A 13,558-nucleotide genomic window follows, 5' to 3' on the forward strand; every position below is an offset into this window, starting at 1 on the left:
TTCGGGCTGTCCCAGCAGCAGGCCTCGGCCGACATCAACACCTATCTCGATGGTCGCAAGAGCAACCTGGTCTACGACCGCAAGGCCAAGTGCTACCGGCGGGGCAAGAATTTCCGCCCGCGCTTCTACCGGCCCGACGCGGGCGGGTTCCTGAACCAGCTTCAGGCGGTGGAGACGGGGCTGCTGCCCCCGGCCGAGAGCTGGATCGCGCCCTTGCCCGCGGTGGCAGGTGCGCCTTTGCCGGCGCGCGGCGTCGTTCCGGAAATTCTGCGCGAGGTCTACGGGGCGATCACGGGTGGGCTGGCGCTGGAGGTCGTCTACCAATCGATGTCGCGCCCGGAGCCGGTCGCGCGGGTCATCGAGCCCCACGCCCTGGCCTTCGACGGGTTCCGCTGGCATGCGCGGGCCTTCTGCTGGCGCGACGGGGTGTTCAAGGATTTCCTGCTTTCGCGGATCCTGGAGGCCCGGGAGTGCGGCCCTACGGAAAGCACCCCCACCGAGGACCGGGCCTGGCAGGAGGAGGTCGAGCTGGTGATTGCGCCGCATCCGGGGCTTTCCGAGGCGCAGACCCGGGTCTTCGAGATGGATTACGCGATGGAGGCGGGCGTGGCGCGGATCTCCGTGCGCCGGGCGCTGCTCTACTACGCGCTGAAACGGCTTGGGTTGGACACGGATCCGGACGCGCGGGCACCGCGGGACCAGCAGATCGTGTTGGTCAACCGGGGCGAGGTGATGGCGGCGCTTGGGGCGTGAAGCATTTCGCATGGGTAAGGGATTGTCCTTGCCTTTTGGCACATAAAATATAATTTCATGCCAAAGGAGGCAGGCCATGCAGTTCGCCACAATCCATCCGATCGCCGCGCGCCCCGACCTTCCCGTCATCACCGACGAGGAGGCGGCAGCGCTGGCACGCACCACCCTCAACCTGTTCCGCGCCTGGGGCCTTGCGGATAGCGAGGCGCGCGTGCTCTTGGGGGGCATGGCCCAGCGTACCTGGGCGCGCTGGAAGGCCGGCGATATCGGTCGCATCGATCGTGACCTCCGTGCGCGCATGGCGATCCTGATGGGCATTCACAAGGCCCTGCGGTACCTTTTCACCGACCCCGCACGTGGCTATGCGTGGATCCGCAAGCCCAACGAGGCCTTCGGCGGGCAGAGCGCGCTCGACATCATGATGCGCGGCGAGATCACCGACCTGATCGATCTGCGGGCCTATCTGGATGCCGAGCGGGGTGCCTGGTGAATATCCCTGTCCGCCGCGTGACATGGCCTCGCACTGTCCGCATCATCCGCTCGATCCACCCGCCCATCGACCTGTTCGAAGACATTGCCGACCCCGCCGATTGGGAGGCGCTGGCCTCGGCCGAGGCCAAGTTCAATCCGCGCATCCGCGAGAGCATCGGTGATCTCTCCAAGGTGCCCGTCGCCCGCCGCGTGACCGGCCCCGGTGCGAGTTGGGTCATGGCGCCCTTCGTCCATTGCTCGCCTCTGCGGCCGGGGCGGTTCTCGGACGGCAGTTTCGGCCTCTACTATGCGGGCGACCGCACCGAGGTCGCCATTGCCGAAACCATCCACCACCACGCCCGCTTCATGCACTCCACGAACGAGGCGCCTGGCTGGACGTCGCAATTCCGCGAACTGATCGGGTCCGTCGATGCCGATCTGGATGACGTCGCCGGCCGCGCCGACCTGTTGGATCCGGACGATTACCGCGCTTCCCAGGTCTTCGGGGCCGAGCGGCGCGCGGCCGGGTCGAACGGTATCACCTGGCCCAGCATCCGCTATCCCGAGGGCCGGTGCATCGCTGTCTTCTGGCCCGACGTGATCCCGATCCCGACCCAAGGAGCGCATTTCGCCTATCACTGGAACGGCGAGGCGGTGGATTACGTCAAGCAGTTGAACAGCGGGGAGGTGTGGCGCGTCTCATGACCCTGGAAGACGGATCGCGCATCGGCAATGGGGCCGTGATCGCGCGGCTGCGGCATCTCTATTCACAGGTTTTTCGGGGCGGGGGATTCTTTCGCCCCCTTTCAACCACTAGGTTATCGAAAACTGCCGGCAACAGGCATCACATTCAGGGCGGCCATGGAGCCGGACGAGGCAAGCGCGGCCCGGATCCTTGGGGCCGCGATCCAGACGGAGCGGATCTGATGAGGTGGCGCAACGACACCTCTATTGGACACCTCTATTGATTTGTGCGCACAAGTGGCGCACATGATCATCCTGTAAACTGTCCAGCCCAAGGAGGCGCGCCCTATGCTTTCCTTCACGGACGAGATCCGGGCCTTCTCCGGCAAGAGCACGGAGCGGATGCATTTCCGCACGAAAGCGCCGATCAAGGCGACCATCCAGCGCGCCGCAGCGCTGTCGGGCGTGGACGTTTCCACCTTCACGATGAGCGCCGCCCTTCGTGAGGCGGAGCGGATCATCGAGGCGCATGAGCACACCCGCCTCCAGGCGGTCGATCACGCCGCCTTTTTTGCGGCGCTTGACGCGCCCTCGGAGCCCGGGGAGCCGCTGTTGAGGGCGGCGGAGCGTTACAAGGCCCGCGTGGCGTCGCGTTGACGGAAGCTTAGGCCGACTATGAGCGGTTTCAGTTTCAGAGCCTCCCGGCCTACCCGATGAGGATGTTCATGCCGATGGGGGCCGCCGATGCCCTTCGCGAGAAGATGGGATTGTAGCCGGATGCGCAACGGCTCTGATCTGCACCTGGCGCCAAGGTCTGCTCCGGACCGGGACTACTCCGTCAAATCGTCCAGCGTGACGTCGAGGGCGTCCGCGAGGGCACGCAAGCTGGCGACCGAACCCTGTTTTCGGCCCGTTTCGATCTCGGCCACGGTGACGCGATTGACCCCGGCTTTCTCGGCGAGCATGGCCTGGGTCAGGCCACGCAGATCCCGGTAAACGCGGAGAGGGTTTTCACCGTCCAGCAGCCGGTTCGCGTAGTCAGCAGGAAGCAGTTCATCCGCTCCTTCGGCCAAGGCCCCCTTTGCCCGATCGTAGCTCTGCAGATCGGCAAGGTCTTCGGCCGCCGCCCGCAGGCGATCGTATTCCTCGCGCGGGATCGTCACCACCTCGTTAATGTCAGTCCCTTTCAGTCATAAATGCCACCACGTGGACCAATATCGAGAACCGCCAGGACATTGCCCTGATCATCCATGATTACGCGCCAGTCCCCGACCCGCAGCCGGACCCCCTCTCGCCCCTTGAGGGGCCTCACGTTGTTGCTCTGTGAAGCCGAGTCCCTCGCGTAGGCCTCAATCTTGGACCGGATCAGTATGGCCGTGTTGGCGGGCATCCGGCGCAAAACCCGGATCGCGGCCTTCGTGTAGCTTTAAGCTACATCTGGCGTTGCGTCAAGCGCAATGTCGCCTCAGGCGACAAGCGTGGCGAGCTTGGAGGGGAGGATTGATGCCGAACAACTCTTTAGCCAAGCGTCGCGCGCACGTTCGCCATCGGAATGAAGACGCGCTGCGGGTTCTCGGGCTCGCCGAGCGGCCGGAAACCAAGCTCTTCGTAGAAGTTCCAGCGACGGTCGAGGTGATCGTCCTTGAGCACATCAAGGACGATGGCCGCAGCGCCCATCTGATCGGCGATCCCGAGGCAGCGCCGCATGGCGTTCACGACGAGGGCGGTTCCGAGCCCTTTGCCCTGCATGTCTTCACGCACCGCAACCGCTCGAATATAGATGACAGGGATGTCTGGAATGCCAGCGCGTTGCCACTTCTTGGCGCCGAGCCCCGCTCGGACGGCCATTGCGCCGAGAGTGTAAAAGCCCAGCACGGCAGGATCGTCGCCGGCTGTGGCAATCCACGCAGCGACCATTCCGGTCTTGATCTGCTCCGAGAGCGACAACTTCAGAAAGTTGTCGATGGGTCCAAAGCCGCAAGAAAAGGCGTTGCGATCATGCAGCGCCTTGTCGAATTTTGCGATTGTCAGAGCGGGGACGTCCGCCGCGGTCTCAGCCGGCATCCTTCAGGAGGCCCTTCGACGCTTCCGCGGCACGAGCCAACCCGGGCACGACCTGACCGGGCGCCTCGACGGCTGCCTTGAATGCATCGAATGCCTCGACAGGCAAGACAGAGAGGGACATGCGTTGTTCCACCTCCTGTGCGCGCAGAAGGGCCGCTTGGCGAATGAAGTCAGCTTCCTGCAGGCCGGTTGCAGCAGCAGCCGCCTTGATGCGTTCTTCATCTGCGCGGTGCATGCGCAATTCCTTGCGCGCTTCCATCTTGCCCGGGGTCGGGCTCACAGTCTCGATGGCGAGCATGGCCAGCCTCCTTAGAGTTTTTCATGTACGGCAAAACGCCGTACATATCAACGATCATTATTGGTCGGGGCCATCGTCATCGTTCGAGCCTTTAACAACCACCGCCCCTTATCAAAGCATGTGGCGCCAAGCTTGAATAGCTTTCCGTCGCTATTCCGCAAGGACGACCTGGGCTGACCGGGCAGGTCTCCGGAATGGCGCCGGAGCCCGGACCGAAGGGCAGACCAGGCCGCGGGATCCTGCCCGGCGCAAAGCCTGATACCCGGTCGGCCATTCGCGTTCCGCCTGTTACTGGACGATGGGCGCGCCGACATCGACTCCAACCTTGTTGAAAACGCCATCCGCAGCCCGGCCATGAACCGCCGCAACGCGCTCTTCGCCGGCCACGACGAAGGAGGCCGCAACTGGGCCCGCTTCACCAGCCTGATCGGTACCTGCAAGATGAACAGCGTCGAACCCTATGCGTATTTGCGCGATCTGTTCACGAAACTCGCCAACGGCCATCTCGCCCAAGACATCGAGGCTCTGATGCCTTGGGCCTACGCCCAGCAGGGCCAGGAGGCATAGGGAACTCGTCTCGTAGTCCCTGACGAGCTACCGGCCACCCTCCGCTTCATCCCGCCGCGACACCGCGCAAGTGCCAAATCAATGGGGCGTGGCCGTCGCATACGGTAAGGACGTCCAGATCCCCTGCGAGCGCGAGGGCGATCAGGGGCCCGGAATCAGTTAGCCGGCTTCGGCCCGACGGACTGAGCCCGGACGTGGTTAAACCGACCTGAAATGAGGCACAAAAGCATCTTATATGATGATTATGCTGCATATGCGCTCCATATACTTGTTAGCGCACTCTTGCAAAAACGGAAGGGGCACGGCATGAGTGAAGCGCAGATACGCCATTATATCCAATAATGGGACATGTGGACACCATGACAAAAACAGCGCCGAAGGTTACGAAAGGAAGCGCCGTGCACCCTCGGGTGCACCGGGCGATGATAAAGCTCGGCCGCGATATGGCACTGGCCCGACGCGTCAGGTCTCTGTCGACGATCGACATGGCCGAGCGCATGGGCGTCGATCGCAGCACCCTGCGGCGGCTCGAGCAGGGCGATCCTGGCGTCTCACTCAACACTCTCGCGATGGCCCTGCACGCGTTGGGGCTTATGGACCGCCTCGAGGGCCTGGTCGACCGAGCGACGGACGATGTAGGTCTCCTAACTGCAGAGGATACGGTCCCCAAGCGCATCGCCCGCTCCCGTCCGGCGTCCACGCGGAGAACACCTGCCGGACCCCCTCGGTCAGAGAGCGCCGAGCCAGAGGGCTGGTGATGGCGCGCCGCGACATTGATGTCCGCCTCGGCGCCTCGGGCGTTCCCGTCGGAACGCTGATCGCCGACCAGGACGCGCAGCGGGAGACCTCGATGTTCCGCTACGCTCAGGCATGGCTCGATAACCCGCGCGCCTTCGCGCTCTCACCCTTCCTGCCGCTGCGGAATGCGCCCTTCTTCTTCAAGAAGGAGCGGCACATTTCCTCCCTGCCGAGCCCGGTCGAGGATGGGGCTCCTGACTCCTGGGGTCGCCGGATCATTAACAAGACTAGCGCGGGAGCCCATCTGGCCGATATCGACTACCTGATCGGAACGGACGATTTCCTGCGCATCGGAGCGCTTCGCTACTTCGATGCTCCGGGTCTAGAAGGCCAGGCCTTGGCCGAACCGCGCACGAGGAAGGGAGAGACCCGCGTGCCGATGCTGCACAGCATGCAGGACGTGATCCTGGCGGCCCGGGATTTCGAGGCAGATCCCGACGCTTATGTTGAGAAACGCGGCGTGCTGGTCGGTGGGGACATCTTGCGCGACGCGGTGGGATCTCTCGGCGGTGCTCGACCGAAGGTCAACGCGATGGACGAGGATGGCGCGCTCTGGATTGTGAAGCTGCCAAAGCAGAACGACACCTATGCCATGTCGCGCGCTGAGGTCATGGCGCTGCGCCTCGCTGAGCTTGCAGGCATCCGCGTCGCCGAGGCACATGTCCTCAACGATGCCCCGCATTTCCCCATGATCCGCGTCAGGCGTTTCGACCGGACCGGCGAGGGCTATGCGGCGCGCGTGCCCTACATCTCCGCGCAGAGCTTCGTGGCGGAAGATGACAGCAAGGCCTGGTCCTACGAGGATATCGCCATGCAGCTGAGGACTCATGGTGCGGATCCCGCGAGCGACATACAGGAACTCTACCGACGCCTGTGCTTCAGCATCCTGGTTCGAAACACCGACGACCACTTGCGCAATCACGGCTTCCTGCGGGCTGCAAGGGGATGGCGGCTCTCGCCGGCCTTCGACATCAACCCCGAGCACCGGTCCGGCGGCTACCTGCAGACCCCTATTTCGGAGATACACGGGGCGAAATGCTCCATCATGGCGGCGCTCGATGCAGCGCCGTTCTTCGACCTGTCCAGCTATGAGGCGCGTGCCATGATTCGCAGCATAGCGGAGATCGTTTCGGCGCGATGGCGGGAGATCGGGACGACCCTCCAGATGACATCGGTCGACTTCAACGCCATGAAGGCGGTCCTGGAGAACGAGGAAGTCGAGCATGCCCTGAGATTGTGAACCTCCCTAGAAAAGCCCCTCATGCGCGAAGGTCAGAAGCACGTCCCGGACCCTGAAAGGGAACAAGACGTTCGCATCCAGAAGCACCACGAAGGGGTTCGCGACGATGCTCATCCCTGATCGAATTCCTGACCGAGGCGGGCCAGATCATCCAGCGCATCCTCTCGGCGGCGTCTTTTACGATCCCGGTACGCCAACAGGGCGTTGAGCGGAACACACCGGTGTTTGCCGTCCGAGAGGACGAGCAAGGAGCCCAGGATGAGACGATTGCCGATGCGCAAGATTGCAGACGCCCTTCGCCTGAAGACGGCCGGGTTGGCGACCCGGAAGATCGCGGCGAGCCTGAACGTGGGCCAGTCGACGGTCAGCGAGTATCTCAAGCGTGCCGAGCGGGCGGGCCTTTCGTGGCCCCTGCCTGATGGCATGGCCTGCGCGCTCGGCCAGAAGGCCTGCCGCGACGGCAAAACCGTGCTCTATCATCGCCTGCCGCGCCTGTTCGCCGATCTCGAACTAGCGCAGGGCGACGGGAGCTTCCCGCGTATGTTCCGCCAGCTCGTCCGCACCGACCTGCTGATCCTTGACGACTGGGGACCGGACCGGCTCACCGCGATGCAGCGGCGCCACCTGATGGAGATCGTCGAAGACCGCTATCAGACCGCCTCGATCGCCATCACCAGCCAGCTTCCCGTCGCGGCATGGCACGAGGTCATCGGCGAGCCCACCTTCGCGGACGCGATCCTGGACCGCATCGTCCATAACGCCCACCGCCTGACCCTCGACGGACCATCCATGCGAAAGGCCGACACATGAGATCCGCCACACCCACCGCCGTGTGCGGGGCCGCGCCAGCGTTACAGGGCGCGCGCGGCCCCGCACACGGCTCCCGCGGCGCGAGGACCGAAACGCTTGACCAGGCCGGCTCAAGGCGGCATCACCAAACCACGCTCAGCGGCAACGTCGCGCGGTGACCGGATGATCGTAGCGCGTGACCGGATGTTGTCGGAATCGCTGACCGGATGCGTCGGATTGCGCAGTGGAGCCCTTCGCCTACCTGAAATCCACCCTCGAAGCCATCGTCGCCGGCCATCCGCAAGGCCGCCTGGACGAGTTGCTCCCGTGGAATTTCCAGCCGTCAAGCTGAAAGACAGGTGACCTGCGGACACCGCTTACGGTGCACTTTTCCCCCATCGACCCGCCGATCGAACCGAGCAACAAGAAGCCCCTGGAGGTCGCCCTCACCCAGGATGCAGGTCTGGACCATCGGGTGTGACTGAATGGCGGCCATCACCCCCGCAGCCTGGTGCTCGCGCTGGACCGCACCCATCTGGCCGGCTCGCGGGACCTTCAGGATATGCGTGGTCGGCGCTCCGCTCCCGGACACTGGAAGCTCCAGTCGCCCGTCTTCGAGCCGGGTCAGCGCAATCTTTCCCTGCACCCCGCAAGCGGGGAGGGATCGTCTGTATCGGGCGGCAGCCGCCGGTTTTCGCGCAGCGAGGCATGAGCCGGGTGAGTTTACCCGCCACCGCAAGCGGACCCGCCGCGGTGCGCAGATCGGCCGGCTGTCAATCGGCGCCGAGATGGTAGAGCAGACCCACGATGTCCCGCTCCGAAAGCCCGTGGCGCTGCATCACCTGGTCGCGCATCTCGTTCTCGAACGGCAAGTTCGCGAAGAATCCACGCGTGGCGACATCTCCGTAGGGTTCCTTGCGCACTGGCAAGGAAATGGAGATCGCGTGCGGCAGGTTCTTAGCGTGATAGGTGAAGGTCATCTCGCCCTCAGGATCTGACGAGAGCTGGCCGATCGGCTGTGCCACGGCCTCCAGATAGACATCGAGAACGGTCATGGGGTCTGGTCCGAGCGCGGCGGGGTGAGGGCGATCATGAGCCCGAGATCGCGGCAGATCTGCATGACCAGCCCCACATGCGCGCTTTCCTTGCCGCGCTCGATCGCGCGAATGGTTGTGCGCGAGATCCCGGTCTGGAGAGACAGTTCCTCCTGTGTGATTTTCAGTGCCTTGCGGGTTTTCCGGATGACATGCCCCAACGATTCCGGATCGTAAACAGGGATGGCTGGCGCAGTGGGAATGGACATATCGCAGCTCCGAATGATCGCGATCGTTTGCATTGTCTTTGGAGATACCAGCCTGCCGATTAAATGGCAACGATCGCACGCATTTTCTTCGGGGAAGGCACAATCACATGAAAAGAGTACAATCGTTGCCATCGATGGTATGGCTTTGAAGCTCTGAGTGAAGCTTCGTCTTGGCCGACCTTTTCAGCGCCATTATGCACACGCAAAGCAACCCGATGATCTTCTCGGTGCATTTATCCCAGAGCCTTTCAAAACCAGCTTGGGAGGCTGTAATTGCCCTGTCTTGGACTGTTGGACAGTCGGATACTTGTCCCGCCCTCTTGATCATTCTCTTGTGTTGGTTCTTGCATGTAGATCAAGCCTTGCCCGGTTGATGCGATAGACGCGCTTGCGCGTCGGCACCAGGCGTGCGGATGGGCGCCGTTGGAGCGAGCGGGCCGAGCCGTCTGGAATGATCAGGCCCGCGGCTGCTAGCGCGCGCGCGCCCCGCGCCAGAGGAAGCCGACCGCAGACCTCGCGTTTGAGGCAATCCGTCGTGATCTCGATCCAACCTTCGGTATGCCATCCGTCATGACGCGCCAGGTCGACCGTTTCGCCGCGGTCGAGGTTGGCGAAGCATGTTTCGAGGGAGTCGGAGAGAAAAGCGATCAGGCGATCCACGATGTCGGTTTCGCGATCTTTTGGGATTGCGCATCTCGCCTCGAACCAGAGCGTCGCCACCTCGCGCATTGCCGTCTGGATCGACTGACGCGACCAGGATACGATGGCACGGCGATCCGCAAGGAGCGCCGCAGTGTAGGCGGCCGCAAGCTGGTCCAGGACCCGCAGTTCGGGGCCTTCTAGTGTGCGCGTGACCTGGAGTGCCTTTTTTAGATCCTCGCGCGCGTGAAGGTGCAGTTTAGCAAGGTGGTTCTTGCCGCTCACCGGCCTCAGCTTCAGCAAGGTCCGGACGAAAGTCGGCCCGGCATGACCAAAGTGCTGTTGCGCGGCGGATTTCATTGCGACGCTGAAGTCGTTCGCCGAAGCGCTGGCGCCGATCTCCTGGAAGGCCCCATGCCGCCAAACCCCGGCGGGGATGTCGGCAAGCCGGACGGTCACGCCCTCGTGGATGTCCTCGCCGCGCCGCGCGAAGATATCGGTCAGGGCGTGCTCAGAAGTGGTCAGCGTGACCGTGCGCCAGTGCTTGACCGCGCGCAAGCTCATGTTGGAGTTTCCCCTCAGCTTTCCTGCGCCGTTCCCGGCGAGGTAAACCAGTTCCGAGAGTGCACGCGGGTCGCCGCAGGGGATATCGTCAAGGATGAGAGAAGTGTCGCGGGACCGGGCTGCGTAGAGTTCCATCCCCGCGGGGCTGGCATGCCAGCGCGGCAAAAGTGCTGGATCGTTCCAGACGCTCATCGCGGCCATGAGTGCCGTGGTCTTCCCGCTACTGCTACGGCCGTGGAGGTTGAAGCCACCGCTGCTCAGGCCAAGCATCCCCAGCAGTGGTCCGGCCAATGCGGCGGAAATCGCGAACAGCATGAGCGGGTTATGCTCGGACGGTTGGGCGACGAGCTCTTTCCAGGCGGCAAGTTCACCCGACGCGCGGGGTTCAACCTGGTGATCGCCCAAGATGTAAAGGGGCTCCTTGCGATGGGCCGGGGCAAGGACAGTCTTGTCGCTCAGCGCGAAACAGGGGCCTGACACGGTGTCGACCCAACCAAATTCATCCGTGATTTCGCCGTGCCTGTTGGGCCGCCATGCCCGCAGGAAGGCCAGCATCTTCGGCACAGGGCAGAAGATTTCCAATCCGCCATCGACAAGCCGCGTACAGACACCGGCACCTGCATTATGAATGTCTGATGCCTTGATAAGCAGCGTGTGCGGGAGACAGTCTCGGTCGATATAGCGGATCAGATAGGTGGTAAGCGCGCCAGTGCGTGATCTTTGGTAACTTGCGACCTGAAGTGGTCCGCAGATCATTTCCTCTCGGCCCTTCTTGTCGACTTTGACTATGCCGCCCCACGCCTGCGCCCGGTAACCGGGGGGCAGGCCTGGGATGGAATAGGGGTTTCCTTGGTCCGTCCTGTCATTGGGCTGACACGTGGGAAGGTCATCGGGTGGCGGGAAAATGCCGAGGTCTTCGAGGTTTGCCATAGTGAGGGGCCGTTCCGTGCGAGTATTGGTTTCGCCTCTTCAGCTAGTGGCGCTAGAGGGCTAAGGGAAACACCCGAAATGCCTCGGCCGTCGGTTTTCTGTGGATAAACCCCCGTTTGAAGCCAATTTAATCCTGAGATCGACGATGCTAGTCGAGATGTCCAACAGTCCAGCTGTCCAATGGCAGGCGTTTTGCTCTAACGGTAAAGGGTGTTGGACGCCCCGCACAGGCCCGCATAGGCGGGCACTGGCGCGGGAGCTATTCTTGGCGCGTTCCTCTCCTCCCGGAGTTGGCGGTTCTCCAGGCTGCCGCTCAACACTCAAACCCAACCGGAAGGTTCCAGTTTTAAACGGCCCTACTCGCAGGGGAAGGTCACGCTCTGCCTGTCGCAGATCTTAGGCTCGGGGCAGCAGGTCCCGGCCCTCATGCGATGGGTTTCTTCTTTGTCTAGGGGCTGCAGGCCATGGTAGGCGAACTGTAGCCAATATCGCGGGCGTGCCCCGAGCTCGTGGCGGCGCTAGCGTTTGCCCGTCTTCCCCACCTGCGGCTCCAGAGCGGCGATCCTTGGCAGTTTCTCGATGGTCCGTACCAGATTCTTTAGTTCCGTTCTGCCGCCATAGCAGCGTGCACCAGTACCTTTGCCGGCATGGCCAAGTATATCGTCTTTGTACTCGGTCTTAATCGTTGGATCGTTCTTCAATACGTCACTGACATAATGGCGTAGTGAGTGGAACGTCTTGCGGTCACGGTCCCTGATCCGATCCTGCAAGACCATGCGGAACGTATGGTCGAGTTGGTCGCCAAATCTGGTTGATTTGCTTTTCGGCCGAAGCTCCGGAAAAAGGTCGTTTTTCTTTCGGCTTCGGTGCTCAAGAAGGCCGAGCTCGATCAATTGGGAGTGGATTGGAACGAGCCGTTCGGACTGGAGGTTCTTGACACACCGATTCTTATTTGGACGAATGTCGAAGCACCAAGTGCCCTCGACGTTCTTGATGTCGCTTGTTGTCATACCAGCGATCTCTTCGCGGCGTGCACCTGACAGCGCGCAGATCAGGGGGACCCAGTATCGGCCGTCGGGGATGATGCGGTTGCCGGGCACACGGCGCCGACTCGGACCCTGGCAGCCGGTCCAGAGAGGGCTTTCGAAGAGCGCTTGGATTTCGTCCCGAGTAAAGGGGTTTCGCTCGTCCCTTTGCCGCCGCGTCCGGCGTTTGCGCAGTGCTGTAATGTCAAGACGACTGTCAAGATCATGGCCTTCCGAGCTTGCCTTCTGAAGCAGCATCCCGATGAAGGTCAGGTTTCGATTGATCGTGTTCGTTGCCATGCCCTTTTTCTCAGGCGGCAATTTTGCGGCTTCCGCTAAGATCTCGGACAGCGGTTTTTTGCGATCTGCTGGGCTTTTCCGATATGCCTTGGGCAGTTGTGCCAAGGTTTCGACATAAAGTGAGAGATGGTGTTGGCGGAGCTCTCGGATGTCTGCGAGACCGGTAATCTCGGTGAAAACGTCGACCACTTGGACAAGCTGGTTCAAGCCTTTCGAATCGACCTCCTTCTCCTTGTTTTTCACGAGGCGTTTGCAGATCTCCTTCGGGTCGGGATCATAGGGGATTTCTACCTGGCCTGGCGCTTGTGGGCGCGTCTCGGGCTTGCAAGCACTCTGCGGTGAGGTAGGGGCCTCGGAAGAGGCAGGCAGCGTCGATGGCGAAAAAAGATCAAAGGCTGGACCGCGCGCCCTCACAATTTCATCCCGGGTGGCCGCAACTGCTGGTGCCACGTCCTGGTTGGCCGCCTGTGCTACTGCTTCGATGGCGATCACCTTGCCTTTCATAAACAATTGGCGCAATTCCACATAGCGCAGTGCACTAATCTCTTTGTCACCGAGCACATCGCGCGCGATCGCACAGGTCTTGGCGTGTCGGCTCACCGACTGGAAGTCGCGCTTGTAGAGGTCCATCATCTCTTGTGCGCGGTGTAGAGTTTCGGGGGAATACTCCTTCTCCGCCAGGATTTGGTCGGTCTGCGGATCGAAAGTCGCGCTCTTGCCGTGCTCGGCTAACAGGCGGAAGCACTGGGCGGCGAGGTCGTCCAGTAGCTTGCTTTCTGCACGATTGCCGAGATTCGAGCTTTCCAGTTCCACGAGCTTTCGTCGCTCGATGCGTGCGATTTCCTCCCGAACAACATGTTCGAGCCATTTACGGGTTTCTTCCGGGGTCAGACGGTCTGAACGCATGAGATCGAAGAGATGGACACTTTCACCATGAAGGATGCCAGCGAGCCGTCGGGCAAGCTCCGGTTCACGGGTCATCAAGCTGACTTGTATATATGCGGTTTTCGTCGATTGCCTACAGGTGCGCGGAATACGCCGACGCCAAGTATAGACCGCACCGCGGCGGAAAACATGTGCAGCGATCGTCATCGGGGCCACCTCAAGATCGAGGCAGGTCCACCCTGTATGAC

At 62.2% G+C, this 13,558-nt stretch carries 15 protein-coding genes and 3 pseudogenes; 10 read left to right on the forward strand and 8 right to left on the reverse strand.

Translation table 11 applies throughout. The features are described 5' to 3' along the window. The 4 genes from EV656_RS12205 to EV656_RS12220 all read left to right on the forward strand — a co-directional run. Positions 1 to 753, forward strand: a 753-nt coding sequence (locus EV656_RS12205) for a BrxR family transcriptional regulator (protein WP_132604452.1), incomplete at its 5' end; no start/stop codon positions are given. 76 nt (positions 754 to 829) lie between these two features. Next, entirely contained in the window at positions 830 to 1,243 is a 414-nt protein-coding gene (locus EV656_RS12210; RefSeq protein WP_132604455.1) for an MbcA/ParS/Xre antitoxin family protein, read from the forward strand. Continuing rightward, on the forward strand, positions 1,240 to 1,929 hold the full coding sequence (locus tag EV656_RS12215) for an RES family NAD+ phosphorylase (RefSeq protein ID WP_425057181.1): 690 nt from the start codon (positions 1,240 to 1,242) through the stop codon (positions 1,927 to 1,929). The genes EV656_RS12210 and EV656_RS12215 overlap by 4 nt, the downstream gene beginning before the upstream one ends. Positions 1,930 to 2,256: 327 nt before the next feature. Then, the gene (locus EV656_RS12220; RefSeq protein ID WP_132604458.1) at positions 2,257 to 2,565 is read left to right on the forward strand and encodes a type II toxin-antitoxin system TacA family antitoxin; all 309 of its coding nucleotides are present in this window, start codon (positions 2,257 to 2,259) and stop codon (positions 2,563 to 2,565) included. 173 nt (positions 2,566 to 2,738) lie between these two features. On the opposite strand, the gene EV656_RS12225 is transcribed toward EV656_RS12220, so the two are convergent. The 4 genes and pseudogenes from EV656_RS12225 to EV656_RS12240 form a co-directional block, all read right to left on the reverse strand. Beyond that, on the reverse strand, positions 2,739 to 3,074 hold the full coding sequence (locus EV656_RS12225) for a helix-turn-helix transcriptional regulator (protein WP_243695704.1): 336 nt from the start codon (positions 3,072 to 3,074) through the stop codon (positions 2,739 to 2,741). Positions 3,075 to 3,094: 20 nt separating this feature from the next. After that, a pseudogene (locus EV656_RS12230) lies at positions 3,095 to 3,319 on the reverse strand (type II toxin-antitoxin system RelE family toxin); the annotation flags it as partial. A gap of 107 nt (positions 3,320 to 3,426) precedes the next feature. Continuing rightward, positions 3,427 to 3,972, reverse strand: coding sequence for a GNAT family N-acetyltransferase (locus EV656_RS12235; protein WP_132604467.1), 546 nt, complete (start codon positions 3,970 to 3,972; stop codon positions 3,427 to 3,429). Beyond that, positions 3,962 to 4,270 carry a type II toxin -antitoxin system TacA 1-like antitoxin gene (locus tag EV656_RS12240; protein WP_132604470.1) on the reverse strand — a complete coding sequence of 103 codons (309 nt, stop codon included), beginning with the start codon at positions 4,268 to 4,270 and terminating at the stop codon, positions 3,962 to 3,964. Before EV656_RS12240 ends, EV656_RS12235 begins: the two co-directional genes overlap by 11 nt. Before the next feature lie 273 nt (positions 4,271 to 4,543). Between EV656_RS12240 and EV656_RS12245 the strand changes: the two are divergent. The 5 genes and pseudogenes from EV656_RS12245 to EV656_RS12275 all read left to right on the forward strand — a co-directional run. Next, positions 4,544 to 4,837 (forward strand): annotated as a pseudogene (locus EV656_RS12245) (transposase domain-containing protein); the annotation flags it as partial. 443 nt (positions 4,838 to 5,280) lie between these two features. Beyond that, on the forward strand, positions 5,281 to 5,595 hold the full coding sequence (locus tag EV656_RS16960) for a helix-turn-helix domain-containing protein (RefSeq protein ID WP_425057182.1): 315 nt from the start codon (positions 5,281 to 5,283) through the stop codon (positions 5,593 to 5,595). Beyond that, positions 5,595 to 6,875 carry a type II toxin-antitoxin system HipA family toxin gene (locus EV656_RS12255; protein ID WP_132604473.1) on the forward strand — a complete coding sequence of 427 codons (1,281 nt, stop codon included), beginning with the start codon at positions 5,595 to 5,597 and terminating at the stop codon, positions 6,873 to 6,875. Before EV656_RS16960 ends, EV656_RS12255 begins: the two co-directional genes overlap by 1 nt. A gap of 258 nt (positions 6,876 to 7,133) precedes the next feature. Further along, positions 7,134 to 7,685 carry an ATP-binding protein gene (locus EV656_RS12270; protein ID WP_274610534.1) on the forward strand — a complete coding sequence of 184 codons (552 nt, stop codon included), beginning with the start codon at positions 7,134 to 7,136 and terminating at the stop codon, positions 7,683 to 7,685. Positions 7,686 to 7,908: 223 nt separating this feature from the next. Beyond that, a pseudogene (locus EV656_RS12275) lies at positions 7,909 to 8,016 on the forward strand (transposase domain-containing protein); the annotation flags it as partial. Positions 8,017 to 8,437: 421 nt separating this feature from the next. Here EV656_RS12275 and EV656_RS12285 read toward each other — a convergent pair. Together EV656_RS12285 and EV656_RS12290 are read right to left on the reverse strand one after the other, a co-directional pair. Next, complete coding sequence (locus EV656_RS12285; protein WP_132604476.1) at positions 8,438 to 8,719, reverse strand: HipA N-terminal domain-containing protein; 282 nt, start codon at positions 8,717 to 8,719, stop codon at positions 8,438 to 8,440. Beyond that, complete coding sequence (locus EV656_RS12290) at positions 8,716 to 8,967, reverse strand: helix-turn-helix domain-containing protein (protein WP_165919006.1); 252 nt, start codon at positions 8,965 to 8,967, stop codon at positions 8,716 to 8,718. The genes EV656_RS12285 and EV656_RS12290 overlap by 4 nt, the downstream gene beginning before the upstream one ends. A gap of 13 nt (positions 8,968 to 8,980) precedes the next feature. Between EV656_RS12290 and EV656_RS16590 the strand changes: the two genes are divergently transcribed. Next, complete coding sequence (locus tag EV656_RS16590; protein WP_165919007.1) at positions 8,981 to 9,124, forward strand: hypothetical protein; 144 nt, start codon at positions 8,981 to 8,983, stop codon at positions 9,122 to 9,124. A 167-nt stretch (positions 9,125 to 9,291) separates the two neighbouring features. On the opposite strand, the gene EV656_RS12295 is transcribed toward EV656_RS16590, so the two are convergent. Then, the gene (locus EV656_RS12295) at positions 9,292 to 11,100 is read right to left on the reverse strand and encodes a DUF927 domain-containing protein (protein ID WP_132604482.1); all 1,809 of its coding nucleotides are present in this window, start codon (positions 11,098 to 11,100) and stop codon (positions 9,292 to 9,294) included. A gap of 518 nt (positions 11,101 to 11,618) precedes the next feature. After that, positions 11,619 to 13,517 (reverse strand): site-specific integrase, encoded by a 1,899-nt coding sequence (locus EV656_RS12300; protein WP_132604485.1) that lies wholly within the window; start codon positions 13,515 to 13,517, stop codon positions 11,619 to 11,621. Positions 13,518 to 13,558 lie beyond the last annotated feature (41 nt).

It is taken from the genome of Rhodovulum adriaticum (assembly GCF_004345735.1).
GTDB classification, from domain to species: Bacteria; Pseudomonadota; Alphaproteobacteria; order Rhodobacterales; family Rhodobacteraceae; genus Rhodovulum; species Rhodovulum adriaticum.